19 protein-coding genes are annotated in these 25,064 nt (G+C 64.7%); 15 read left to right on the top strand and 4 right to left on the bottom strand.

Features of this window, described 5'->3' with window-relative positions:
• The first annotated feature begins 29 nt into the window (after nucleotides 1–29).
• The 6 genes from mihF (at nucleotide 30) to ACFVTG_RS01170 (ending at nucleotide 6,078) form a co-directional block, all read left to right on the top strand.
• On the top strand, nucleotides 30–356 hold the full coding sequence (gene mihF / locus ACFVTG_RS01195) for an integration host factor, actinobacterial type (RefSeq protein ID WP_284755665.1): 327 nt from the start codon (nucleotides 30–32) through the stop codon (nucleotides 354–356).
• A 38-nt stretch (nucleotides 357–394) separates the two neighbouring features.
• A complete protein-coding gene (gene gmk / locus ACFVTG_RS01190) occupies nucleotides 395–967 on the top strand; it encodes a guanylate kinase (protein ID WP_390277365.1) in 573 nt (190 codons plus the stop codon).
• 39 nt (nucleotides 968–1,006) lie between these two features.
• Nucleotides 1,007–1,267: a DNA-directed RNA polymerase subunit omega gene (gene rpoZ, locus ACFVTG_RS01185; protein WP_028267125.1), complete on the top strand. Its 261-nt coding sequence runs from the start codon at nucleotides 1,007–1,009 to the stop codon at nucleotides 1,265–1,267.
• Nucleotides 1,268–1,294: 27 nt separating this feature from the next.
• Nucleotides 1,295–2,542: a bifunctional phosphopantothenoylcysteine decarboxylase/phosphopantothenate--cysteine ligase CoaBC gene (gene coaBC, locus ACFVTG_RS01180; protein WP_284755662.1), complete on the top strand. Its 1,248-nt coding sequence runs from the start codon at nucleotides 1,295–1,297 to the stop codon at nucleotides 2,540–2,542.
• Nucleotides 2,543–2,634: 92 nt separating this feature from the next.
• Nucleotides 2,635–3,864, top strand: a complete 1,230-nt coding sequence (gene metK / locus ACFVTG_RS01175) for a methionine adenosyltransferase (protein WP_284755661.1) — start codon at nucleotides 2,635–2,637, stop codon at nucleotides 3,862–3,864.
• A gap of 87 nt (nucleotides 3,865–3,951) precedes the next feature.
• Complete coding sequence (locus tag ACFVTG_RS01170; RefSeq protein ID WP_390277362.1) at nucleotides 3,952–6,078, top strand: primosomal protein N'; 2,127 nt, start codon at nucleotides 3,952–3,954, stop codon at nucleotides 6,076–6,078.
• A gap of 6 nt (nucleotides 6,079–6,084) precedes the next feature.
• Here ACFVTG_RS01170 and ACFVTG_RS01165 read toward each other — a convergent pair whose 3' ends face one another.
• Genes ACFVTG_RS01165 through ACFVTG_RS01150 form a run of 4 tightly spaced genes read right to left on the bottom strand, consistent with a single transcriptional unit; the run spans nucleotide 6,085 to nucleotide 10,023 of the window.
• The gene (locus ACFVTG_RS01165) at nucleotides 6,085–7,170 is read right to left on the bottom strand and encodes a glycosyltransferase family 4 protein (protein ID WP_390277360.1); all 1,086 of its coding nucleotides are present in this window, start codon (nucleotides 7,168–7,170) and stop codon (nucleotides 6,085–6,087) included.
• Nucleotides 7,167–8,114: an alpha/beta hydrolase gene (locus tag ACFVTG_RS01160; RefSeq protein ID WP_284755657.1), complete on the bottom strand. Its 948-nt coding sequence runs from the start codon at nucleotides 8,112–8,114 to the stop codon at nucleotides 7,167–7,169. Before ACFVTG_RS01160 ends, ACFVTG_RS01165 begins: the two co-directional genes overlap by 4 nt.
• A gap of 10 nt (nucleotides 8,115–8,124) precedes the next feature.
• Nucleotides 8,125–9,006: an aldo/keto reductase gene (locus ACFVTG_RS01155; protein ID WP_390277358.1), complete on the bottom strand. Its 882-nt coding sequence runs from the start codon at nucleotides 9,004–9,006 to the stop codon at nucleotides 8,125–8,127.
• Between the two features lie 54 nt (nucleotides 9,007–9,060).
• A complete protein-coding gene (locus tag ACFVTG_RS01150; protein WP_284755655.1) occupies nucleotides 9,061–10,023 on the bottom strand; it encodes a sugar-binding transcriptional regulator in 963 nt (320 codons plus the stop codon).
• Between the two features lie 124 nt (nucleotides 10,024–10,147).
• On the opposite strand from ACFVTG_RS01150, the gene ACFVTG_RS01145 reads away from it, so the two are divergent.
• From ACFVTG_RS01145 to holA, 9 genes are all read left to right on the top strand, one after another.
• A complete protein-coding gene (locus ACFVTG_RS01145) occupies nucleotides 10,148–11,962 on the top strand; it encodes a glycerol-3-phosphate dehydrogenase/oxidase (RefSeq protein WP_390277356.1) in 1,815 nt (604 codons plus the stop codon).
• A gap of 174 nt (nucleotides 11,963–12,136) precedes the next feature.
• Nucleotides 12,137–12,886, top strand: coding sequence for an MIP/aquaporin family protein (locus tag ACFVTG_RS01140; protein ID WP_234754211.1), 750 nt, complete (start codon nucleotides 12,137–12,139; stop codon nucleotides 12,884–12,886).
• Between the two features lie 57 nt (nucleotides 12,887–12,943).
• On the top strand, nucleotides 12,944–14,458 hold the full coding sequence (gene glpK, locus ACFVTG_RS01135; RefSeq protein ID WP_284755651.1) for a glycerol kinase GlpK: 1,515 nt from the start codon (nucleotides 12,944–12,946) through the stop codon (nucleotides 14,456–14,458).
• Between the two features lie 350 nt (nucleotides 14,459–14,808).
• Nucleotides 14,809–17,337 carry a leucine--tRNA ligase gene (gene leuS / locus ACFVTG_RS01130; protein WP_390277918.1) on the top strand — a complete coding sequence of 843 codons (2,529 nt, stop codon included), beginning with the start codon at nucleotides 14,809–14,811 and terminating at the stop codon, nucleotides 17,335–17,337.
• Between the two features lie 57 nt (nucleotides 17,338–17,394).
• Nucleotides 17,395–18,444, top strand: coding sequence for a DegV family protein (locus ACFVTG_RS01125; RefSeq protein WP_390277354.1), 1,050 nt, complete (start codon nucleotides 17,395–17,397; stop codon nucleotides 18,442–18,444).
• Between the two features lie 894 nt (nucleotides 18,445–19,338).
• Nucleotides 19,339–21,192 carry a DUF222 domain-containing protein gene (locus ACFVTG_RS01120; RefSeq protein ID WP_390277352.1) on the top strand — a complete coding sequence of 618 codons (1,854 nt, stop codon included), beginning with the start codon at nucleotides 19,339–19,341 and terminating at the stop codon, nucleotides 21,190–21,192.
• A 119-nt stretch (nucleotides 21,193–21,311) separates the two neighbouring features.
• Entirely contained in the window at nucleotides 21,312–22,217 is a 906-nt protein-coding gene (locus tag ACFVTG_RS01115; protein WP_390277350.1) for a helix-hairpin-helix domain-containing protein, read from the top strand.
• Between the two features lies 1 nt (nucleotide 22,218).
• Nucleotides 22,219–23,889, top strand: a complete 1,671-nt coding sequence (locus ACFVTG_RS01110; protein ID WP_390277348.1) for a ComEC/Rec2 family competence protein — start codon at nucleotides 22,219–22,221, stop codon at nucleotides 23,887–23,889.
• 70 nt (nucleotides 23,890–23,959) lie between these two features.
• Nucleotides 23,960–24,976: a DNA polymerase III subunit delta gene (gene holA, locus ACFVTG_RS01105; RefSeq protein ID WP_390277346.1), complete on the top strand. Its 1,017-nt coding sequence runs from the start codon at nucleotides 23,960–23,962 to the stop codon at nucleotides 24,974–24,976.
• Nucleotides 24,977–25,064 lie beyond the last annotated feature (88 nt).

Genomic DNA, 25,064 nt, shown 5'->3' with positions numbered 1-25,064 from the left:
CTCGATGCCGGCCAAAGGGGGATGTGTCAGTGACCTTAAAGGCTTTGTCTCCAGAGGAACGTTCCGATGCCTTGGAAAAGGCAGCGAGAGCCCGGGCAAGGCGGGCTCTCGCGAAGGAACAGCTCAGGACGGGCGAACTCAGCATTGCCCGGCTGATCAAGTCGGCGCAGACTGACGAAGCTATCGCGCGCATGCGTGTTTCCGAGCTCATCGAGGCCGTTCCGGGCATTGGCCCGGTCCGGGCTGCGGCCATCATGGCAGAGATTGGAATCGCCCCGTCACGCAGGCTCAAGGGCCTGGGAATTCACCAGTCCCGGTCGCTGATAGATTTTATGGAAGACAAATACAGCGTTTAAACGAATGCAGCGTACATAGCCTCTCCACGAAGGACGATGTGAGCAAGAATCCGGGACTGACCGTCCTCGCAGGCCCCACTGCCGTTGGCAAGGGAACAGTATCCACATATATCCGGGACAATTACCCCGAGGTCTGGCTGTCAGTTTCAGCCACCACCCGTGCGCCGCGGCCGGGGGAGAAGGACGGTGTCCACTACTACTTCAAGTCCGCCGAAGAATTCGACGCACTTGTCGATGATGGCCAGTTGCTTGAGTGGGCCGTCGTCCACGGAAAGAACCGCTATGGAACGCTGCGGAGCACGGTGGACGCTGCCATTGCCGAAGGCCGGTCCGTGCTGTTGGAGATCGATTTGCAGGGCGCCCGCCAGGTCAAGGCAGCGGTTCCGGACGCCAACTTCGTCTTCCTCGCTCCGCCCAGCTGGGATGAAATGGTCCGCCGCTTGGTCGGTCGCGGCACCGAAACCCCGGAGGAACAGCAGCGACGGCTGGAAACCGCTAAACTGGAACTTGCCGCTGAACCGGAGTTTGACCACACCGTCATCAATGACGACGTACGCCGGGCAGCGGACGAGCTTGTTTCACTCATGGGGCTTACCCCGCACCTGCGCTAAGCGCTAGCACTTGTCAGCCCGTTAGAATTTGGAGAATTCGTGTCCACGAACCTTGAAGGCATCATCAACCCGCCGATCGACGAGCTGCTTGCTGCTGCCGATTCAAAGTACGGCCTGGTGATTTTCGGCGCCAAGCGCGCGCGCCAGATCAACGCGTACTACGCCCAGCTGCACGAGGGCCTCTTCGAGTACGTTGGCCCGCTGGTCGACACGAAGCTGAACGAGAAGTCGCTTTCCATCGCCCTGCGCGAGATCAACGAAGGCCTGCTGGTTTCCACCCCCATCGAGCCCGCAGAGTAAAACAGACTGCCTGTTGACGGAGGTCACGTGCGCATAGTCCTCGGAGTCGGGGGAGGGATCGCAGCCTACAAGGTTGCATCGCTCCTCCGGCTTTTTACTGAAGCCGGACATAACGTCACGGTCATTCCCACGGAGGCCGCCATCCGCTTTGTCGGCGTGGCTACCTGGGAGGCCCTCTCGGGCAATCCAGTGAGCAACAGCGTCTTTGACGACGTGGAGAAGGTCAACCACGTCCGTCTCGGCCATGAGGCGGATCTCATCGTGGTCGCCCCGGCAACTGCCGACTTGCTGGCCAAGGCGGCAACCGGCCAGGCGGGGGATTTGCTGACCAACACACTCCTCATGGCCCATGGCCCGGTGCTGTTCGCTCCCGCAATGCACACTGAAATGTGGCAGAACCAAGCCACCCAGGCGAATGTGGAGACACTGCGCAGCCGGGGCATCACCGTCCTGGAACCCGCAGTCGGCCGGCTGACAGGCGCGGATTCCGGTCCAGGCAGGTTGCCGGAGCCGGAGGCGATCTTCGCAGCCGCCATGGCGTTGGTCGACTCAACCGCGCCCTCAACGGGAATTGCCGGCCCCAAACCCCTGGCCGGGCGGACCATCACGATTTCCGCCGGCGGCACGAGGGAAGCCCTGGATCCGGTCCGGTTCCTAGGGAACAGGTCCTCCGGCAAGCAGGGTGTTGCGCTGGCCGCCGCGGCCCTTGACGCAGGCGCCCATGTTCGGTTCCTCGCTGCGCACATGGACGTCCAGGCACCGGCGGGCGTCGAACTGATCCAGGTTGAGTCGGCTTTGGAGCTCCGTGACGCCGCGGTGGAAGCCGCCGTCGGCTCCGACGTCGTGATCATGGCCGCGGCCGTCGCCGACTTCCGCCCCGCCGAAGTTTCAGACACGAAAATCAAGAAGGTCAACGGCAACGACGCCCCCGTGGTGCGCCTCGTGCAGAACCCGGACATCCTGCACGAGCTGGTATTGCGCCGCGACGCAGAGGCATCTACGCAATTGATCGTTGGATTTGCGGCCGAGACCGGAGACGAGGACGGCAACGTCCTGGAGCACGCCACTGCCAAGCTCAAACGCAAGGGCTGTGACCTTCTGGTCGTCAATCAGGTCGGCGTCGGGCGCGTGTTCGGCCAGGACCAGAATTCTGTGATCATTCTCTCCGGCCATGGCGCGGCCCCGCAGTCGGCGGCAGGTTCCAAATCCGACGTCGCCGCCGCTGTCATTGACCGGATCAGCACTGAATTGAGCCGAGTACACCCGGCCACCTAGGCCCCGGGTGAGGCTCGTTCCTTAGCTGGTCCATCCTTAGCATAGGGACATACGGCGGAAGCCGGCCGCCCCCAACCAAGTAAGGTAGTCGAGTGACTTTACCGCTGCACCATGAATCCCACGGCATCCCGTCCAAGCTCCGGCTCTTCACCTCAGAGTCGGTTACGGAAGGGCACCCAGACAAGATCTGCGACCAGATCAGCGACGCCATCCTCGATGCGCTCCTGGCGGCAGACCCTGAGTCGCGCGTGGCTGTTGAAACCATGGCCACTACCGGCTTGGTGCACGTAGCCGGTGAAGTCACTACGGATGCGTACGTTGAAATCCCGCAGATCGTCCGCGAGACCATCCTTGGAATCGGTTACGACTCGTCAGCCAACGGCTTCGACGGCGCCCGTTGTGGCGTGTCCGTCTCCATCGGGCAGCAGTCCAACGACATCGCCGGTGGCGTCTTCAATTCGCTCGAAGCCCGCGAAGGCCGCCAGGAGGACGACTACGACCTCCAAGGCGCCGGTGACCAGGGCATCATGTTCGGCTACGCGAGCGACGAGACCCCCTCCTACATGCCGACGCCCATTTGGCTCGCCCACCGGCTCTCCGAGCGTCTCACCGAAGTCCGCAAGAGCGGCGAACTGGCCTACTTGCGCCCTGACGGGAAGACCCAGGTGACCGTCGGTTACGACCGCGACCGTCCGGTTTCCGTTGAAACGGTGGTCATCTCAAGCCAGCACGCCGAAGGAACCCACCTCGATCGCTTGCGCGCCGATCTCGCCTCGCACGTCATCGACCCCGTCCTGGCAGTGTCCAACCTGGATATCTCCCACGTCGCGAATATCCTGAACCCAGCCGGTGCCTTCGTCATCGGCGGTCCCGTCGGCGACGCCGGGCTGACAGGCCGCAAGATCATCGTTGACACATACGGCGGCATGGCCCGCCACGGCGGCGGTGCGTTCTCCGGCAAGGATCCGTCGAAGGTGGACCGTTCGGCGGCCTACGCGATGCGCTGGGTAGCCAAGAACGTTGTGGCGGCAGGCTTGGCCAAGCGTGCCGAGATCCAGATCGCCTACGCGATCGGCCAGGCGCGTCCGGTGGGCACCTACGTCGAAACCTTCGGGACCGAGACGGTTGACCCTGCCAAGATCAGCGAAGCGATTGCGGAGATCTTCGACCTCCGTCCCCGCGCCATCATCGACGCGCTCGACCTCAAGCGCCCCATCTACGCCAAGACGGCGGCGCATGGCCACTTCGGCCGCGACGAGCCCGATTTCACGTGGGAACGATTGGACCGCGTGGACGAACTGAAGGAATTCTTCAACGCCTGACTTGGCTGCTCCAGCCAGAGCCGGAATTGTCGGTGGTGCCTGCTTGGATTGACCCAAGGCATCCGGCACTCCAGGGAGGTGACAAGCATGAGCGATGGTTCGCTGCTTCCGTTTGCCATGGCGACGCCTTCCCCGTCCCATCAACCGTCCTTGTTGCAAGGCTTCCCTTCGCGCGGGAGCGACGTCGCCGGGCCACCCCTCGCGGCGAGCAATCCGGTGGCACGGGTCTTGATCGAATCATCCTTGCCGCATCTCGACAGGCCCTTTGACTACAGCGTCCCGGCCGAATTGGATGCGACCGCCCTGGCAGGCGTCCGGGTGAAGGTCCGCTTCAGCGGCCAGGAACTCAACGGCTATGTCCTGGAGCGCGCGGAATCGTCGGAAGCCGGACATGCCCTGACTCCGCTTCTCAAGGTGGTTTCAGCCGTCCCGGTGCTGACTCCGGCGTTGCTGGAGCTTGCTTCCAGTGTCGCGGCCCGCTATGCCGGGACGCTCAGCGATGTCCTGCGCACCGCGATTCCGCCGCGCGTCGCGCGGCTGGAGAAGCTTTTCCTGTCCGGTGATTCCCTCCTGGACGAGCCCACCGGGGCTGCGAGAGCCGCTGAGAGCCCCTCGTCGCAGGCGCACGCGGGGTGGGGTTCCTACGCCAACGGAGCGCCGTACTTGCAGCACTTGGCAGGGGGCGGCTCACCCCGTGCCGTCTTGACGGCGACACAGGGTTTTGGAACCGATGGCTGGCCCGAGCTTGTGGCGTCTGCCGTGGCGGCAGTCCGCTCCTCAGGGCGGGGCGCCCTCGTCGTCGTTCCCGACTACCGTGATCTCGACCGGATAGAAGCGGCGCTGCGCGCTGTCCTTCCGCCGGGGGATGTCGCGCGGTTGGCGGCCGACGACGGCCAGACACCGCGGTACCGAAGCTACCTTCGCCTCCTCAGCGGCGCCGCGAAGGTAGCAGTCGGCACCCGCTCCGCCGCGTACGCTCCGGTGCAGGACCTTGGGCTGGTGGTCTGCTGGGACGACGGCGACGATCTCCACATTGACCAGCGTGCCCCTTACGCCCATACCCGGGAAATCCTGCTCTTGCGTTCGGAACAGGAGTCAGCCGCTTGCCTCATGGCCGCGCATAGCCGCAGCACCGAGCTTCAGCGGCTTGTTGAGGGCGGCTGGGCGGTACCGGTGGAGGCCCCTCGGCCGGTGGTCCGCTCCAGCACGCCCAGGGTGCTCAATACGGCTGACAGCTTCGAGCAGGAACGCGATCCGCTTGCAAGGATCGCACGCTTGCCGGGCGCCGCGTGGCGGGCCGCCAAAGAGGGACTGGAACGAGGACCTGTCCTGGTGCAGGTTGCCCGGGCCGGCTACGCCCCATCCCTTGTTTGCGAAGATTGCCGGGAATCCGCCAAGTGCAACAATTGCCAGGGCCCCCTCGCAATCGCCGGACAATCGGCCTTGCCGCAGTGCCGCTGGTGCTCCACCCCGGCCCCGGAGTGGCGATGCCGGCATTGCGGCGGAGGCCGTCTTCGAAGGGGAGCCGCCGGTGTGCTGCGGACAGCGGAAGAACTCGGCAGGGCTTTTCCGGGCAAGGCCGTCGTGACGTCGTCGGGAGACCAGGTCAAGGCCACGGTGTCAGATGCCCGTGCACTGGTGGTGGCGACCGTGGGCGCCGAGCCGGTCGCAACCGGCGGCTACGCGGCGGCCCTGCTCCTGGACGGCAATTCGCTCCTGCGCCGGGAAAACCTGCGCGCCGGTGAGGACACCGTGCGGCGATGGTTCAATGCGGCAGCCCTCGTACGGCCCGCGCATGAAGGCGGGCTCGTAGTCATCACCGCCGACGACACCACCGCGACAGGTGCCCTTTTGCGCTGGGACCCTGCGGGATATGCCTCCCGCGAGCTGGCACTGCGGCAGGAACTCCAGTTACCGCCCGCCGTGCGGATCGCGTCAGTGACGGGCAAGCGGGCCGACGTCGTGCACTTCACCGAAAGCCTGGCCAACACCATCCAGCTCCGCACCGCGGGCCCCGCACCGGTTTCCCTCACCCTGTCGGCGCAGCGTGCTACGGGGCGGGACGACGATCCGGACGTCCGGACGCTGGTCTTCATTCCTTATGCACAAGCCGCTGTTGCCACCCGTTCCATGCGGGCAGTCAAAGCTGCCAGTGCGGCGAAGCGCACCTCAGGACCGGTGCAACTACGGCTCGACGGCGTCGACGTCCTCTAGCGTCCTCTAGCGCCGCTTGCGGCTTCGCATCGCAACGATCTCTTCGGCCACTGCCAGCAGTTGCCGGGCCGATTCGTCCCAGTTGAAGTCTGCCGCGCGTTCCACACTGCGGCGTGAGCGCGCCTGCCACAGTTCGCCGTCTTCAAGGGCCTTGACTGCCGCGGCAAATTCGCCCGGCGATTCGGGGTGCACATAGCTCACGGCGTCTCCTCCGACCTCACGGAAGATGGGAGTGTCGCTGGCGATCACGGGAGTGCCAAGAGCCATCGCCTCGACCAGGGGCAGCCCGTAACCTTCCGCCTTGGACAGGCTGATGAGGGCGGTGGCCCGGAGCAAGAGGGAATCGTATTCGGCATCGGTGACGCCGTTGTGGAACTCGACCCGTGCACCCGGCGGGACCAAGGGCTCCAGCTCGGCACGGCGCTGGGGGGTGATCCTGCTGAGCAGATGCAGCGTGAATCCGGGCAATTCGGCCATTCCCTGGATCATCGTCTCCACATTTTTGTAGGGCATGAACGAGCCCATGTAGAGGAGGGACTTCTCGGCACCGGCTGCGGGATCGCGCGGCGTCTGGCCTGGCTGTGGTGCGTTGCCCACAATCCGGACCGGACGCCGGGTCAAATTGAACTTGGCCATGAGCGCCTCGGTGGTGTGGCTGATGGTCGCGACGATGTCGGCCCGGTTGAGAAGCAATCGCTGCGGCCAGTAGGCCTTGTGGTAGAGCCGCCAGAGCAACCGCACGGGCGCCGGAAGGAAGCCCGGAGGGGCGGGGTGCTCGTAGTAGATGAGGTCGTGCAGGGTCAGGACCAGCCCGTACTTGCGGCCCCAGGTTCCCATGGTCTGCATGGGGCAAACCACAACATCGGCCCCGATCTTATTGACCTCGCGTGCCACGAACAGTTCGCGGGGTGACAGCGGGCTGCTGATGTGAACGTAGGGGACGTCCGGGAGGAGCGCCAACTGGCGCTTGTCGCTGATGAGCATGGTGACATCGGCGATCTTGGACGTCGCTGCTATGAGGCTCGATCCGTAACGGCTGATCCCGTCATGATGGTCCGTGCGGGTAAATCGGGCATCGATGACGATCTTCACGCGGGGTGTTCCTCCAGGAAGCTGCGGATGGCGGCGGCGGCCGGCGCCGGTGTCTCGTAGTGGATCAAATGCCCGACGTCGGGAATCACTTCCAGCGCGCCGTCGGGCAGCATCTCCAGCAGCTTGTGCTGGTCCCGGAGCAGGGCGATCTCGTCTTTCTCGCCGGCCACCAACAACACGGGTAGGTCCAATTGCCCGGCAACCTCGGCCACATGGCTTGACACCGAAGCCCGGAAAGACTCAAGGAGGCTCGAGCGGTCAGCGAACGCGGAGAAGTAAGCATCGTGCTGGCCGTGGACAAAGGCCCGGAGTTCCTTGTCCCGGGTCTTGGCCATCGCGGAGCTCATGACGCGGACAATGAGGCGGCTGCGCAAGACGGCGAGCCCCAGCCGGCGCGGGAGCTTGGCGGAGACCTGGTAGTACAGGACTGCCAACTTGGTCATGAGCCCTTTGGGGCCCTCAAGCGCGGGAGCAGCGATGGGATTGACCAGGATCAGCGGACGGATGGCGCCCGGGTTCGCCGCGGCGAAGTGGCTGGCAACAATGGATCCGAAGGAGTGCCCCAAGAGAACCGTGTCCGGTCCAAGACCCAGGGCCGCCATGAAGCCGGTGATGAACTTCCCATAGCGTTCCACGGTGTGGGGATCTCCGGCGAAAGGCTCGGAGCTGCCAAAGCCGGGAAGGTCGGGCATGATGACGCGCATTTCCGGCAGGTGGTCTACGACCCGGAGAAGGCCGTGGTGGTCGCCGCGGAAACCGTGGATGACCAAAATGGTCCGGGTCGACGCGGTCACCGTGACCGGCTCATAGCACCAATAGGCGACGTTGCTGCCGTCGAGGTCGATGTCCGAGGCACTCGTCCGGGAGGACAAGGCCTTGCTGAAAAACTCCCGTGGGGAGGTTCGTGCGGGTTCGGGGGAGTGGTTGGTGTCCACTTGTTCCATTCGGCAGGTCCTAGTTGACGTTGTCCGGGTGTGAGCCGGTGCGGTGGTGGCGTTCGAGGGCGGCCAAGCCATCCATGTCGTCGGCATCCAGCTCGAAGCCGAAGACATTGAAGTTTTCCTGGATGCGTGCCGCGGTACTCGCTTTGGGAATCACGATATTGCCCAGCTGCAGGTGCCAGCGGATGATGATCTGCGCCGGCGTCTTGCCGTATTTGTCGGCGAGCGCCCTGACGGCCGGATCCTGAAGGACCTGGCCGCGGCCCAACGGGCTCCACGCCTCGGTGCGGATGCCCAACTGCTCGTGGAGGGTCCGGAGCCTGGTCTGCTGCAGCCATGGGTGCAGTTCGATCTGGTTCACGGCCGGAACCACTTCGGCTTTTTGCATGAGTGCTTCGAGATGGGCGGGCTGGAAGTTGGAGACTCCGATTGCACGCACCCGGCCTTCGCGGTACAAGGTTTCCATGGCCCGGTAGCTTTCCTGGAACAGTCCGCGCCCCGCGCAGGGCCAGTGGATCAGGTACAGATCGACGTAGTCGAGGCCCAGATTCGCCATGGAGGAATCGAACGCGCGCAAGGTGGAATCGTAGCCCTGGTCGTCGTTCCAGAGCTTCGTGGTGACGAAGACGTCCTCGCGGGAGAGACCATGCGTGCCCTCGCCGGAGCCTCCCGTGTTGCTGTCGACGCCGGGCGGGGGTATGACCGCACTGCCGATGCCGCGGCCGACTCCTGTCTCGTTGCCATACATGGCGGCTGTGTCGAAGTGCCTGTAGCCGGAGCCTAGCGCGGCGGCAACCAATGACGTGGCGTCCGCCGGCGGCACCTTGTAGAGCCCGAACCCCAACTGGTCAATCAAGACACCGTTGTTGAGACTGAGCCTGGGCGAGGGTTTCATAGCCAAGACTCTACCTACCTCGATGCCGGGAATGTTTCAGGGTCGTTCATTTATTCAGGAAGGGCTGCCGAAACTCACCAGCTGCTTCGCCGTTGCTTCATCCACGATCAGGTCCGTTGCCAGCCTCGCTTTGAGTGCTCCGCGAAGCCCGTTGATCTTGGATGCACCCGAGACGACGCAGATTCGGCGACGGACCTGCCGTAGTTGCTCGTGGCTTGGGCCGGTGGACCGCTCGTTGAGGGTGATGCCGTCGGAGGATCCGTCGGCGCGGAAGAAGACGGTGGCGACATCGCCCACGACGTCCGAGCTGGCCAACAGGTTAAGGTCGGTTTCATCGAGGTAGCCGCCTGCGTAAACGTGGCTGGGATAGTCCGAATGCACCGACCCGACACCGAAGATGGCGATGCTCATCCTGGACTGGAGGTCGAGCACCCGTTGGACGCTGCGCTCATTCCACATAGCGGTCTTCGTGGAGGCATGGTCGAAGAAGGCGGGCACCGGGAACTGCTCTACCCGTGCACCATAGGCGATGCCGAATCGGCGCATGATGTCGCTGGCGTAGGTAATGCCGGTGGTCTGCATGTTGCCGGCGCCGTTGAGCTGCACGATAGTGCTGCCGTGCGTGATCTTGCGGGTCAGGTGCCTGCTGACGGCGCTGATGGTCGCACCCCAGGCCACTCCGATAATGGCGTTGGAATCGACCAAGGGACCAATGGTCCGTGCGGCTTGGGTCGCCACCCGGTCAAGGGTTTCCGCCTCGTTCAAGGTGTCCAGGACGGGCACCACATGCACATCGACGCCGTAGTGGTTGCGGATCATACGCTCCAGTTCCGGGGCGGAATCCAGGGGACTACGGATCTGGATCTGGACCAGGCCCGACTCGCGGGCCGATGACAGCAACCGGGAGACCGTCGAACGCGAGGTCCGAAGTTCGCGCGCAATGGCGTCCATGGTGAGGTCCTGGAGGTAGTACATCTGTGCTGCCCGGAGGGCCTCGGAATGTCGTGATCGTGGCATCTCAGTTCCGTTCTGCACGTTTGTGCAAGTAGCTTGATTTCATTTTCCATTCTTTCGAAGAATAGTTGTGCAAGGTGCGACGTCAAGTGATGCAGCGCACAAACCAAAGCCCAAGGGAGCAGTTTTGGGATACACCAGCAATTCCGGTTCCGCAGCAGGATCACCCCGTCGGGCCTCGGCTTCGGCACTTCGCGAACGCCCGCAAGCCCAGGTGCTGATCATCGGCGGCGGCATCAACGGCGTCGGAACATTCCGCGATTTGGCGTTGCAAGGCGTGGACGTCGCCCTCGTGGAACGCGGTGACTACTGCCAGGGCGCCAGCGGAGCCTCATCCCACATGATCCATGGAGGAATCCGCTACCTCGAGAACGGCGAATTCCGCCTCGTTCAGGAATCGGTGGTGGAGCGCAACCGGCTTTTGAAGATCGCCCCCCATTACGTGAAGCCGTTGCAGACAACCATCCCCATCTTCAGTACCTTCTCCGGGATACTTTCCGCCCCCACACGCTTCCTCACGCACAAGCAAGGCAAGCCGCAGGAGCGCGGCGCGTTCCTCATCAAGCTCGGTCTGAGCATGTACGACTTCTTCTCCCGCGATGGCGGCAGTGTCCCCCGCCATCAGTTCCGTGGCAAGGAGAAGGCCTTGGCCGAGTTGCCGCGATTGCACCCCGGCATCAAATACGCAGCCACGTACTTTGACGCGTCCGTGCACAACCCTGAGCGACTGACGCTCGATGTGCTGCAGGACGGTGAAAAGGCGGGTATCGGAAGCGGTTTGCCGGGCGGCAGCTCCCGGGCCAGCAACTACGTCTCCCTTGTTTCGATGGACTCTGTTTCGATGGACTCCACCGCTGACTCACCGCGCACTGTTTTGCTGCGCGATGAGCTCACGGGCGAGGAATTCAGCTTCCAGGCCGACGTTATCGTCAACACCACCGGCGCCTGGGTGGACCTCACCAACGAGGCAATGGGTGCCGCGAGCCGCTTCATGGGAGGAACCAAGGGTTCCCACATTGTCCTGGACCACCCGGAATTGCTCTCAGCTTGCGGAGGCCGAGAGATCTTCTTCGAACACACGGACGGGCGGATCGTGCTCATCTATCCGATGGGTGACCGCGTCCTGGTGGGCACCACCGACGTCGACGCCGACATGGCCCAGGATGCCGTGTGCACCGAAGCCGAGATCGACTACTTCTTCGACCTCGTCGGACATGTCTTCCCGTCCATCAAGGTTGAGCGCAGCCATATCGTCTACAGCTTCGCCGGCGTCCGCCCGCTTCCGCGCCACGACGACACCCAGCCGGGCTTCGTGTCACGCGACTACCGCATCGAGCGAAGGGAGCGGGACGCCTCCGGTCCTGCGTCCGCCCAAGGCGGCAAGGCCGCCGTCGTACTTTCATTGATCGGCGGAAAGTGGACCACGTTCCGGGCCCTCGCCGAACACCTGAGCAACGACGTCCTCCGGGAGCTGGGCATGGAACGGAAGGTCTCGACGGCGAAACTCGCCATCGGAGGCGGCTTGGGTTTCCCTGATAGCGAAGACGGAATCCAGGACTGGGTCAAGAAGCACATGGCTCCCGGTCTCGGCGCCGACCGGGTCGGTGGCTTGCTCACCCGTTATGGCACCCGTGCTGAGGACGTCATTGCCTATCTCAAGGCGGGAGAGGACCGGAAACTGCGCTCCACGAACGAACTCAGCGTCCGGGAGCTCGAGTTCATGGCTGCCAACGAACAGATCGGGCACCTCGTGGATGTCCTCATCCGCCGCACCTCACTGGCCTTCCGCGGCCTCGTGACGGGGGAGCTCCTGAACGAAATCGCCGAGGTCCTCGCCACGCAGTTTGGCTGGGATTCGGCGCAGCGTGAAGCGGAAATCCAGCATGCACAGGAGGTGCTTCTGCGTTTTCATGGCGTGACTGTTCACAGCCTCGTCGCATGAACGTAATGTACGTCACATCAGCTTGATTGTTCCGGCCAAGAAGCCTGGACACAAGGGTTGCGGTCTTCCGCTCCGTGAGGGAGGACCGCAACCGGGCCGGCGCTAACAGACGCCGGCCCAACGGCCCCAACAAAACCTGCAGGGCTGACAACAGAAGAAAATGAGGAGTCAAAGATGTCTCTCGGAATTGTTTTCCTTTCCGAAGTGTTCGGAACCGGCATGCTTACCCTCCTTGGCTGTGGCGTTGTGGCAAACGTCGCGCTCAAGGGCACAAAGGGTAACAACGGCGGGTTCCTGATGGTGAATTTTGGCTGGGGCATCGCAGTATTCGCCGGCGTATACGTGGCGGCCATGTCCGGCGCGCACCTGAACCCGGCCGTCACGCTTGGCCTCTTGGTTGACGGCAAGGCCGAGTTCGCCCCAGGGGTAGCCGTGAGCGCGGCGTCCACGTTCACCTACTTCGGTGGAGAACTGACCGGCGCCTTTCTCGGCGCCATCTTCGCCTGGCTCGCCCACAAGCAGCACTTCGACGCCGAGCCGCTGGCAGCAAGCAAACTCGCGGTGTTCTCCACGGGACCGGCTATCCGCTCGTACCCTTGGAACCTCGTCACGGAAATCATCGGCACTTTCGTGCTGGTCTTCGTGATCCTGACCTTCGGCGGCACTCCGTCCGGCCTCGGGCCGCTCGCAGTGGCATTGCTCGTCGTGGGTATCGGCGCATCCCTTGGCGGGCCCACGGGCTATGCCATCAACCCGGCCCGTGACCTCGGTCCGCGCATCGCCCACGCCATTCTGCCGATCAAGGGCAAGGGCTCCAGCGACTGGGCCTACTCCTGGGTTCCGATCGTCGGCCCGCTCCTGGGTGGAACCATCGCCGGACTCGTCGCCCACTCAATACCGATCATGGCCACTGTCGCCAAGTAGCAAACCGCTCAGAAACTTTTCCCGCAACTACCAAAGCAAGCAGACAAGGACGTCAAAATGTCGCAATACGTCATCGCCATTGACCAGGGAACCACCAGCTCGCGTGCCATCGTTTTCGACCACTCGGGAAACATCGTTTCGTCCGGCCAGATGGAGCACGAGCAGATCTTCCCCCAGGCCGGATGGGTGGAGCACAACCCGGTTGAAATCTGGGACAACACCCGCGAGGTCATTGGCTCGGCGCTCTCCAAGGCGAACCTGACCCGGCACGACATCGCCGCCGTCGGCATCACCAACCAGCGCGAAACCACCGTCGTGTGGGACAAGAACACGGGCGAACCCATCTACAACGCGATCGTCTGGCAGGACACCCGCACACAGCCAATCGTGGACGAGTTGGCCCAGGACGGTGGACCCGAGCGCTTCAAGCAGAAGGTCGGCCTGCCCTTGGCCACCTACTTCTCCGGCACCAAGATCAAGTGGATCCTGGACAACGTCGAAGGTGCGCGGGCCAAGGCTGAAGCCGGGGACCTCATCTTCGGCAACACCGACTGCTGGGTCCTGTGGAACCTGACAGGCGGTGTCGACGGCGGCGTGCACGCCACGGATGTCACCAACGCCTCGCGCACCATGTTCATGGACCTCGACACCTTGCAATGGGACCAGGACATCCTGGACACCTTCGGGGTGCCGGCATCGATGATGCCCGCCATCAAGTCCTCTTCGGAGGTCTACGGCACGGTGCACACCTCGCAATTGCTGCGGGAAGTACCCGTCGCGGGCATCCTGGGCGACCAGCAAGCGGCAACCTTCGGCCAGGCGGCGTTCCAGGCCGGCGAAGCCAAGAACACCTATGGCACGGGCTGCTTCCTGATCTTCAACACGGGCGAAGAAATCGTCCACTCGAAGAACGGCCTGCTGACCACGCTGGGCTACAAACTGGGCGACGCGAAACCGCACTACGCGCTGGAAGGCTCCATCGCCGTCACGGGTTCACTGATCCAGTGGCTCCGCGACAACCTCGGCTTGATCAGCTCCGCTCCCGAAGTCGAGACGCTGGCTGCCGGCGTCGAGGACAATGGCGGCGTCTACATCGTGCCGGCGTTCTCCGGACTGTTCGCCCCGTACTGGCGCGCCGACGCCCGAGGTGCCATCGTTGGCCTGACCCGTTTTGCGAACAAGGGCCACATCGCCCGCGCGGCACTCGAGGCCACCGCCTTCCAGACCCGCGAAGTGCTCGACGCCGTCAACGCGGACTCGGGCGTTCCGCTGACCGAGTTGAAGGTCGACGGCGGAATGGTCGCCAATGAGGCGCTCATGCAGTTCCAGGCCGACATCCTCGGCGTGCCCGTGGTCCGTCCGAAGGTCGTGGAAACCACGGCCCTGGGTGCCGCCTACGCTGCAGGCCTCGCCGTCGGCTTCTGGAAGGACCTCGGCGAACTCAGCTCAAACTGGGGCGAGGACAAGCGCTGGGAGCCGCAGCTTCCGGCCGAAGAGCAGGAGCGGCAGATGCGCCTGTGGAAGAAGGCTGTGACCAAGTCCATGGATTGGGTGGACGAGGACGTTAAGTAGGCCTCACCTCGGTGGAGGGGCCGCCTCACCTGTTTCGATGGGGCGGCCCCTGCCCCGCCCGCTTCGCGGTGCCCACCACACCCGGGCGAGGGGCCGCCCCATCGAAACGCGGGTCAGTCACCGCGGCGACCGGGCCATCTTCCTCGAAACACGGTCCGCTCACTGTGGTGCGCTAGAGTAGTTTTATGCGTGCGATCCTTCTGCTTAGCTAGCCGCCCGGTATTCGTCGATTTAGATCATCGCGAACCGAGCGGCCGCCCCTCCTTGTCGAGGGGCTTTTGTGTGTCCGGGACCTTCCGGGACCCGGAGCAGGAGGCAAAACCGTCATGGAAGAACAGAAGAGGGCAGCAGTGAGCGTTCAGCCGGAGACAGAAACCGGAGCACAGTCAACAGTGGCAGGCGAGACGCCCGAGGAGGGTGTCTACAGCTTCGCCTCGATGGAGGCCAAGTGGCCGCAGGTCTGGGAAGACCTCAAAGTCTTCACCCCTGTTGACGACGGCTCCCGCGAGCGGCGCTATGTCCTGGACATGTTCCCCTACCCCTCAGGCGACCTCCACATGGGCCACGCCGAGGCCTTCGCGATGGGCGACGTCGTGGCGAGGTACCTCCGCCAGAAGGGTTTCGACGTCCTGCACCCCATCGGCTGGGACTCCTTTGGACTGCCCGCGGAAAACGCCGCCATCAAGCGCAACGCACACCCCAGCGAGTGGACGTACGCCAACATCGACACGCAGGCCGCATCGTTCAAGCGCTACGCGATCTCTGCTGATTGGTCCCGCCGATTGCACACTTCGGACCCGGAGTACTACCGCTGGACGCAATGGCTGTTCAAGCGCTTCTACGAGCGCGGGCTGGCATACCGCAAGGATTCGCCCGTCAACTGGTGCCCGAAGGACCTGACCGTCCTGGCGAACGAACAAGTGGTCAACGGCGCGTGCGAACGCTGCGGGACCCCTGTCACGAAGAAGTCCCTGAACCAGTGGTACTTCAAGATCACCGACTACGCCGACCGCCTGCTGGACGATATGTCCGAGCTCCAGGGACACTGGCCCGAGCGCGTCCTGGCGATGCAGCGGAACTGGATCGGCCGCTCCGAGGGCGCACACGTGCGGTTCGCCATCGAAGCCACGGACGGCCGCGCCGAGCGCGAAGTCACTGTCTTCACCACCCGACCGGACACCCTGTACGGTGCTACGTTCTTCGTCGTCGCCGCGGACGCGCACCTGGCATTGGACCTGGTCACACCCGAACACCACGACTCCCTCATGGCCTACCGCGAAAAGGTCAAGGCCCTGTCCGACATCGAACGCCAGTCCACTGAGCGCGAGAAGACAGGCGTGTTCACCGGCCGCTACGCCATCAACCCGCTCAACGGTGAAAAACTGCCCGTCTGGGCAGCCGACTACGTGCTTGCGGACTACGGCACGGGCGCCATCATGGCAGTGCCCGCGCACGACCAGCGCGACCTCGACTTCGCCCGCGCCTTTGGCCTGCCCGTGCGGCCGGTCCTGAACACCGGCGGGGAAGACCCGGCGGAGACCGGCGTTGCGACCGCCGGCGAAGGCACCCTGATGAACTCAAGCGAACTGGACGGCTTGTCCAAGGCCGAAGCCATCCCCGCAGCCATCGACATCCTGGAGAAGCTGGGCACAGGGGAGAAGTTCGTTAACTTCCGCCTGCGCGACTGGCTCCTGAGCCGGCAGCGTTTCTGGGGTACCCCGATCCCGATCATCCACTGCGCGGAATGCGGCGAGGTGCCGGTACCGGACGATCAACTCCCTGTCACTCTGCCCGAAAACCTGCGCGGCGAGGCGCTGTCGCCGAGGGGCACGTCTCCTCTCGCCGCGGCACTGGAATGGGTCAACGTCGAGTGCCCGAACTGCGGACGGGCCGCCCAGCGCGACACGGACACCATGGACACGTTCGTTGACTCGTCCTGGTACTTCCTGCGCTTCGTTTCCCCGCACTACACCGAGGGACCGTTCGATCCCGCCAAGATCAACGACTGGATGCCGGTCGGCCAGTATGTGGGTGGCGTGGAGCACGCCATCCTGCACTTGCTCTACGCCCGCTTCTTCACCAAGGTCATCCACGACATGGGCCTGCTTGACGCGGACGAACCCTTCAGCGCCTTGCTCAACCAGGGGCAGGTCCTCAACGGCGGCAAGGCCATGAGCAAGTCCCTCGGCAACGGGGTGGATCTTGGCGAGCAACTGGACAAGTTCGGTGTCGACGCCGTCCGCTTGACGATGGTCTTTGCTTCCCCGCCGGAGGACGACGTCGACTGGGCGGACGTCTCGCCGTCGGGCTCGGCAAAGTTCCTTGCCCGTGCCTGGCGCCTTGGCCAGGACGTGGCAAGCGAGCCCGGCGTCGATGTCTCCACTGGTGACCGCGCGCTGCGCACCGTCACCCACAGGACCATCGCCGACGCCGCTGATCTGTTGGACAACAACAAGTTCAACGTCGTGGTGGCCAAGCTGATGGAGCTCGTCAACGCGACCCGCAAAACCATCGACTCCGGTGCCGGTGGCGCGGACCCGGCTGTCCGTGAAGCCGTGGAAGCCGTCGCAGTCATCCTGAGCCTCTTCGCGCCGTACACGGCCGAGGACCTCTGGAACCAGCTGGGCCACCCGGCCTCGGTGGCGAACGCCGGTTGGCCCTCCCACGATGCCTCACTTCTTGTCCAGGACACCGTGACGGCTGTCGTGCAGGTCCAGGGCAAGGTCCGTGACCGCTTGGACGTTTCTCCGGACATCAGTGAGGACGCCCTGCGCGAACTCGCCCTGGCCAGCGAAAACGTGCAACGAGCACTCGATGGCCGCGGCATCCGCACGGTGATCGTGCGCGCGCCTAAACTGGTCAACATCGTCCCGGCCTAGCCGGGAACCGGCCGCCGGCGCTTGCCGGCGGCCAGCCACCAGCTCCAGGAGGCTCCCTTGACGGACCGCGAACCACCCGCATGGTTGTGGCTCAAGGAACGTTTGGCCCGCCTGCGCCAATCCACGACGCCGGGCCGCGCCGGAACTGAGCCGGCGCCCGCCGTCGTGCGCACCGCCGTCGTCACCGATTCGGCTGCCGCGCTACCGGCCGAATGGGTCAAGGCGTTCGTCGCCGACGGCCGCCTCGCTGTCGTGCCGATGCCCGTGATGGTGGGCGAGGAGATCTACGGCGAAGGGGAGGACGACATCACCCAGACGCTAGCGTTGGCCCTGGCGGCGGGATCGTCCGTGAAGACTTCCAGACCCTCACCCGGCCAGTTCGAGCAGGCTTATCTCGCCGCCCGGGATCGCGGTTTCGAAGCCGTCGTCTCCATCCACATTTCCGCCGGACTGTCCGGCACCGCCGATTCAGCGCGGATGGCCGCGCAGCGCGTCTCGATCCCCGTCGAAGTCATTGACTCCCGCACCGTGGGAATGGCGCTAGGGATGGGCGTCCAAAGCGCACTGGTTGCGGCCGCAGACGGCCGTTCGGCAGCCGAAGTCCGTCACTTTGCCGAGGAACGATTGAGCCGCACCAAGGTCTACTTCTATGTGCCGAGCCTTGAGCAGCTCCGGCGCGGCGGCCGAATCGGCACTGCTGCGTCGTGGCTCGGGGCCATGCTGTCCATCAAGCCGATACTCGCGGTCGACGACGGCAAGATCGTGCCGCTCGAGAAGGTGCGCTCGGCTGCCAAGGCCGTTGCCCGGCTTGAGGAAATCGTTGCTGCGGATGTCAATTCCCGGCCTGCAGGACAATCGCGGCTCGCCGTGCACCATTTTGGGAACCTGGCAGAGGCAGAGCGCCTCGCGGCCAGGCTGGGAGAGAACTGCCGCGGTTGCCCGCCTGCGCAGATCAGTACCCTGCCTGCCGTTCTCGCGGCCCACGCGGGGCTCGGCGTTTTGGCCGTGGTTGTCGGGGAAAGCAGTACTCCTGGCGCCGGAACGCTCCTCAGCGGCACTGCGGGAGCCACAACGGATCAGGCGAACACGATGCGGAGCAAACCGTAACTGCGGGCGGGCTCCCGCTGAACGCGCAAAACTTCTTTCCGGCGTGGATGCTCTCATACAAAGCCTGGCCCATCAGGTCGATCTCACAAACACCGGGATGGCGTCATCCCATTCGGCCGGGGTGCGGAACGGGAGCTGGGGCTTGAGCACGCCTTCTTCTACGTCAGAGCTTGTTGCCGGGCCATCGTTAGCTCCACGAAAAAGGCATAGCCCCCAACTGCCGCCACACTTGCGAACGACGCCGCGACGCGGAGGTTTTCACATGAGGCAACGTATCCGGCTACGCGGAGGTTGCCATAAGCCGAAGTCCTGACCGACGGCCTTATATTGTCGTACCCTCCTGGCAGAGTGTTGCCATGGCTCGCTGTTCCAGGCGCGATTGACGGGTTTGAGGGGTGCTGGCTTCTTAGTCAGGGCCAGTGTTTCCAGTTCCGGTCGAGCGCGGATCTTGTGTGAGAGGGCTCCGGGCTTGATGCGTTTGAAGGCGGCGTTCATTGCCTGTTCTGGTGCCGCTGCTGCGCCGGGACCGGGAGCTTGAGCTGACCGACGAACAGGGCGGACTGCTGGTGCGGATGAGCGCAGCGACTATAACCGGAAACTCGCCAGCGAACGCGCAAAACCTTTCCGGCGTGGATGCTCTCATACAAAGCCTGGCCCATCAGGTCGATCTCACAAACACCGAGATGGCGTCATCCCATTCGGCAGAGCTTGTTGCCGGGCCATCGTTAGCTCCACGGAAAAGGCATAACCCCCAACTGCCGCCACACTTGCGAACGACGCCGCGACGCGGAGGTTTTCACATGAGGCAACGTATCCGGCTACGCGGAGGTTGCCGTGAGCCGAAGTCCTGAGCGACGGCCTTATACTGTCGTACCCTCGTGGCAGAGTGTTGCCATGGAAGCGATCGGATACTTCGACACTCGGCAGGGCCCTGCGTCCCGCGGGTATTTCGGGGTGTCCGATCATGGCCGTGGTCTGCGTTTTGCCGGGGTTCCGGGCGGGCGTCCGGGCGGACTGGCGTTGGTGGATCCGGGCGGTCGGGACGGGCCGCAGGCTGCCCTGGACGGGGCCGTGGAGGCAGTCAGGTCGCTGGCCGGCAAGGCGGCCGACGACGTCGGACGGCTGGGTTTCCAGGAGGCCGTCGCGTTCGCGTCCGGGGTGGAGACACTCTCCCGCACCATGGATTATCTCCAACTGCTCGCCGCTGCAGGGCTGGACCGGGCCCGTAACGAAGAACCCGCCGCCGGGCCGGGCCGGACCACGGGCTGGACGACAGGCTGGGCTGCCGATGCGGAGACCGGCTCCGGCGCGGGCTGGACGTCCGGGACCACGCCAGCCCCCACGGACACGCAGGATGGTGCCGCCGGCTCCGGGCAGGATGGCGCCGCCGGCTCCGCGCAGGCTGGAAGCGGCCGGGGCGGGGAGTTCAGGTCCACAGCCGAGCACCTGCGGTCGTTGCTGCGGATCAGTACCGCCGAGGCCGGCCGCCGGCTTGCGCTGGCCCGGGAGTTGCTGCCGGGCCGCGGCCTGACCGGAGAAACGGTCCCTGCCCGGCATGAGGAAACCGCCGCGGCGCTGGCGTCCGGCGTGATCGGGTCCCGCCCGGCCGGGATCATCACGACGGCCGCGGCGAAGGTCCGACCGCTGTGCGGCCCGGAGAAGGCCGCGGAGATGGAACACGCCCTGGTCCGCACCGCGGAGGAAAACGACCAGGACTTCCTGGCCAGGTTGGCGCGGCGCTGGGTCGACGCGATCGACCAGGACGGCCCGGAACCGTCCGAAGAATCCCTGCGCCACCACCAAGGAGCGTTCCTGCGCCGCCCCAAGCACGGGCTCCAACACGTGGAGATCTTCGCCACCACCGAGCAATACGAGCACCTGCTCACGGTCATGAACACCGCTGCCAACCCCCGCACCCGCACACCCCAGGGCACAGCAGCCCAGGGCGCCGGTCAGGTCAGCGCGGTTCCTGCCTGCGCGGAAGCATGCGGCAAGGCATCCGCCGAGGCATCCGGCGAACCATGCGTAGATCCGTCACCGTCCGGCGATTCGTCCGAGAGTGCCGGGGCGCTGGAGCCGCGGTCGAGGGCGCAGAAGCTGCTGGACGGTCTGGTCGGCGCCTGCCGGCTCGCCCTGGCCACGGGGTCCCTGCCCGCCGCGGGCGGGCACCGCCCGCAGATCCTGGCCACCATCAACCACCGCGACCTCTTCCCCCACGACCACCGGCATCCCCAGCCCGGGCAAGCTTCACAGGCCGGACAACCTTCACCCTTCGGGCAGTCTTCACCCAGGCAGCCCGCCCTGTTCAACCACCCCCGGCAAGGCAGCAGCACCGGGTCGTTCACGTTCACCGGGCCCGTCCCGGCAGCCACGTTGCGCAGACTCGCCTGCGACGCGGACATCATCCCCGTGGTCCTGGGCGGCGAGGGCCAGGTCCTGGACATCGGCCGGGCCTCAAGGATCTTCCCGCCGCACCTGCGCAAAGCCATCACCGCGCGGGACAAGGGCTGCGCCTTCCCCGGGTGCACCATGCCGGCCCCGTGGTGCGAGGCCCACCACATCGAGTACTGGTCCCGCGGCGGACCCACCAGCGCCGCCAACGGCACGCTGCTCTGCAGCCACCACCATCACCTGATCCACAAGGAAGACTGGCGCATCCAAGTCCAAACAGGCGTGCCCTGGTTCATCCCGCCACCCCACACCGACCCGGACCGGAAACCCCGAAGAAACCACTACTTCCAAATATGAGCCCGCCTTGGGCCGTGTCATGCGGCCACTGATCCTCCACAGGCACTCTGCGGCGGCCCTGTCCACATAGCACCGATCCGGGCTGCAGCTGCGAGCATGGAAGTTCTAGGCTCGTGGATATGCCACGTAGGAACCGAGCTTCACCCGCGGACGACGCTGCGAGTGCCGCCCGGCTCCGATTCGCTGTCCGTCTTGCGCCAACGCCGGACGACGAGGCGGTCGCGAAACCGAGGCACGACAACAAGACGGAACCTTTGCTTCCGATGGGTACCTTGATGGCATCCGCATCGGGTATGGACGATGCTGGAGCGCAGTCAGCCACCGAAGACTTGTCCGAAGAAGCAGGATCTCCATCGCGGCTTCGGTGGCGCACACCATGGCGCGTGGCCGTGTTGTTGGCTTTGCCTTGTTTGCTGGTGGTGGTTTGGTTCTTCTGGCAGTCGTGGTCCGGGCAGCCGACCATTGCGCCTCTCGTCCGAAGTTCACATGCGGGAGGAACTCCGGAAGCGGGCACGGGTAGCGGAAAAGCCGGTGTCAACGGGGCTCCGGAATCTCCCGACGGCGCCCAGTTACTTATCGTGCACGTCGCGGGTGCGGTGAAGAATCCCGGGATCGTCAGGGTGCCCGCCGGTGCGCGGGTATTCGATGCGATCGCTGCAGCTGGTGGTGCGGATCCAACAGCCGAGTTGGACAGCCTCAACCTTGCCGCCGTCGTCGAGGACTCGGCGAAGATTCATGTTCCGAGGATAGGGGAGGCGGCTCCGTCGCAGCTTGCGGGACCAGTCGGCGGTGCCCCAACGGCCGGTGGCACCGGGGCCGGGACTTCTGCCGGTGGCAAAGTCAATCTCAACACCGCGACCGCTGAGGAACTGGATACCTTGCCGAAGGTCGGCCCCGTCCTGGCAAAACGGATCGTCGAATGGCGGCAGCAACACGGTCCGTTCGCTTCCGTGGAGGACCTCGATGCAGTGGATGGTGTTGGTCCCAAGATGATGGAATCCCTTCTGCCCTTGGTGACGGTCTAGGGTGAGCGGAACCAAGGCGGGCCCGGGGCGCGTGGACCTTCGACTGGCCCCCTCTGCCATTCTCACGTGGGCTGTTTCCCTTGCCTCCGCCTATCTACCTCCGCTGTGGACGGGAGTTGTGTGCGTGGCTTTGGCCGTCGCCGCGTGTCTTCTTCTCAGCGCTCGGGCCGTGGCCCCTCAAAGCCTGAGGACCTTTCCTGCCACGTTGGCTGTTGCGTGCTTGTTTGCCGCAGCCGTGGCCGCCCACGCCGCGACGCAGGCCGGACCGCGCCAGGACGGTCCGGTTGCCGACGCTGCGGCGGCGCGCGACTCGGTTGTCATTCATGTGTTAATCGTGGGTGATCCCCGCGAATTTGGCACGGACTCACGTGGATCGGGACGGTGGGCCGTACCCGCCGAAGTGATTGATATGGCGGCCGACGGCATGTTGATCCGCACCCGCACAAGAATTCTGCTGACCGGAGGCGAAGGTTGGGACCAGGTCGTCAAGGGACAGGAGGTACGAACCGCCGGCAAGCTGAAGCCGGCAAAGCCAGGACAGGTCGAGGCCGGTGTCCTTGCCGCCGCCACCCCACCCATGCGGCCGGACTCGCGGCGCAAGACGGAAGCAAGGCACCAGACGGGGGGATCTGCCAACATTCCCCAAGGTCCAGCGCAATTGAAAAAGCAATTCAGTTCCGCCGCCGAGTGGTTGCAGGGCGACGCCGCCGGACTCCTACCAGGAATGGTCACGGGCGACACCACCGGCCTGGACGAAGGCCTGGAGGCCGCGATGAAAACCACCAGCACCACCCACCTCACCGCCGTGAGTGGTGCAAACTGCAGCCTCATTCTTGGCGGCCTGGTGCTCCTCGCGAGGAGCTTTCGGCTTGCCAGGGGAGTCGCGGCAATCGTGGCCCTTGCTTGCTTGGCGGCCTTTGTCATGATGGTCGGACCGGACGCGAGCGTCCTGAGGGCGGCAGTCATGGGTGCTATCGGCCTCACCGCGCTGAGTAGTGGCCGGCGGGGCCGGAGCCTGGGCTTTCTCTGCCTCGCGGTCACTGGCCTGCTCATCCTGGACCCCTCACTTGGTACGAGTGTGGGGTTTCTCTTGTCTGTCCTCGCTACCCTGGGAATTGTCCTGTTGGCACGGCCCATCGCCTCCTGGGCTCCGACGTGGGTGCCTTCCTGGCTAGCCTCCGCCGTCGCGGTCCCCTTGGCCGCACAACTTCTGTGCAGCCCGGTCATCGTGGCCTTGCAACCCCAATTCTCCGGCTACTCATTGCTGACCAATATCGCAGTCGCCCCGTTTGTCGCACCCGTGACGATCCTGGGAACCATTGCGGTTCCCCTCGTTCCGCTGATTCCCTGGCTTTCGGTCATTCCCATGGCCATCGCCGGGGCCAGCGCGGAAATCGTGGCGGCAATCGCCAGGTTCTTCGCAGGACTTCCGGGAGCGGCCCTGCCGTGGCCTGAAGGTCCAACGGGAATCGCCACCATGCTTCTCTGGTCTGTTGTGACCATCCTGATTGTGTGGCTGGTCCTGCATCCGACGTTGGCGGGCTCAGCTGTACTGTCGTTGCACCGCCGCTTGGTGTTGCTCATGGCCGCGGGGGAGTCGGTCGTCCGGCGTCGACGGGCCAAGGCCCATTCCGGGTCTCGCCGCCGCCCCGTAGGCGGGCCGCGCGTATGAGGATCACCGCCCTGGACGCTGAACGTGGGAGACTGGGATTCTGCAAAAACCCTTCTGGAAGGAAGCAACGTTGGCTGCTGCCCAGGTCTCCAAGGCTAAAACTTCCGCGGCAAACACCGCCAGCTGGCGGGACGTTACCCCGTCCGCGGTAGTGCTTATCACCGGCCCTGAGGAATACCTCGGAATCCGTGCCATGGATCGGATCCGCTCTCAGGTGCGGGCCGCAGCACCGGAAGTGGAAATCAGCAAGCTCAATGCCGGAAGCTACGAGTCCGGTTCCCTCGCAATGGCGGTCACGCCGTCGCTGTTCGACGAGGCCAAACTTATCGAGATCGAGGGCCTCGAGTCGATGACCGATGCCTTCCTTGCCGATGCCTTGAAATACGTAGCCCAACCGGAGAGCGACGTCGTGTTGGTCCTTCGCCACGGTGGCGGAGTGCGCGGAAAGAAACTCCTGGACGCCATCAAGTCCTCTGGATGGCCGGTGGTGGACTGCCAACCCTTGAAAAAGGACGCCGAGAAAACAGCATTCGTCGTCTCGGAATTCAAGGCAGGCGGCCGCCGCATCGAGGCGGAAGCCGTCCAGGCCCTCGTCAATGCGGTCGGCGCCAGCCTCTCCGAGCTCGCTGCCGCATGCAACCAGCTCATCGCGGACGCTACCACCGCGGTCGACGCAGCCACAGTGGAGCGCTACTACGGCGGCCGCGTGGAAGCCACGGCATTCAAGGTTGCGGACGCCGCCATGGCCGGCAACGGGCCGCAGGCCCTGTCCAGCCTCCGGCATGCCCTTGCCACTGGGGTTGACCCGGTGCCGCTGGTGGCCGCCCTTGCCGCGAAGCTCCGCACCTTGGCCAAGGTTGCAGGAGCCCAGGGGTCGTCGGCACAGATCGCCAAGCAGCTTGGCATGCAGCCATGGCTGGTGGAACAAGCCCAGCGGGACGTCCGGCGTTGGACCCCTGAAGGCCTGATCCGTTCCATCCAAGTCACGGCAGAAGCGGATGCCCAAGTAAAGGGCCTCTCCCGGGATCCCGTGTACGCGGTAGAGCACGCCGTCACGGTCATTTCGAACGCGGCCCGAGGCCGCTAAGCCCACGCGTGACACCCATATTGTTGGGCGACACGCACATTTCCTGGCGACGCCCGAATCCCCTGCGTCGCTAGTCCATTTGCGCGTC

Source organism: Arthrobacter sp. NPDC058127 (genome assembly GCF_042884555.1).
Classification (GTDB): Bacteria; Actinomycetota; Actinomycetes; order Actinomycetales; family Micrococcaceae; genus Arthrobacter.
Note: the sequence above shows the minus strand (reverse complement) of the source record. Positions and strands in the feature narration are given on the sequence as shown.

Excerpts from the sequence above, each read along its gene's own strand:
- ACFVTG_RS01170 (WP_390277362.1), top strand. The coding sequence starts at position 3,952 with ATGAGCGATGGTTCGCTGCTTCCGTTTGCCATGGCGACGCCTTCCCCG.
- ACFVTG_RS01160 (WP_284755657.1), bottom strand. The coding sequence starts at position 8,114 with ATGGAACAAGTGGACACCAACCACTCCCCCGAACCCGCACGAACCTCC.
- ACFVTG_RS01155 (WP_390277358.1), bottom strand. The coding sequence starts at position 9,006 with ATGAAACCCTCGCCCAGGCTCAGTCTCAACAACGGTGTCTTGATTGAC.
- ACFVTG_RS01150 (WP_284755655.1), bottom strand. The coding sequence starts at position 10,023 with ATGCCACGATCACGACATTCCGAGGCCCTCCGGGCAGCACAGATGTAC.
- ACFVTG_RS01140 (WP_234754211.1), top strand. The coding sequence starts at position 12,137 with ATGTCTCTCGGAATTGTTTTCCTTTCCGAAGTGTTCGGAACCGGCATG.
- glpK (WP_284755651.1), top strand. The coding sequence starts at position 12,944 with ATGTCGCAATACGTCATCGCCATTGACCAGGGAACCACCAGCTCGCGT.
- ACFVTG_RS01120 (WP_390277352.1), top strand. The coding sequence starts at position 19,339 with ATGGAAGCGATCGGATACTTCGACACTCGGCAGGGCCCTGCGTCCCGC.
- ACFVTG_RS01115 (WP_390277350.1), top strand. The coding sequence starts at position 21,312 with ATGCCACGTAGGAACCGAGCTTCACCCGCGGACGACGCTGCGAGTGCC.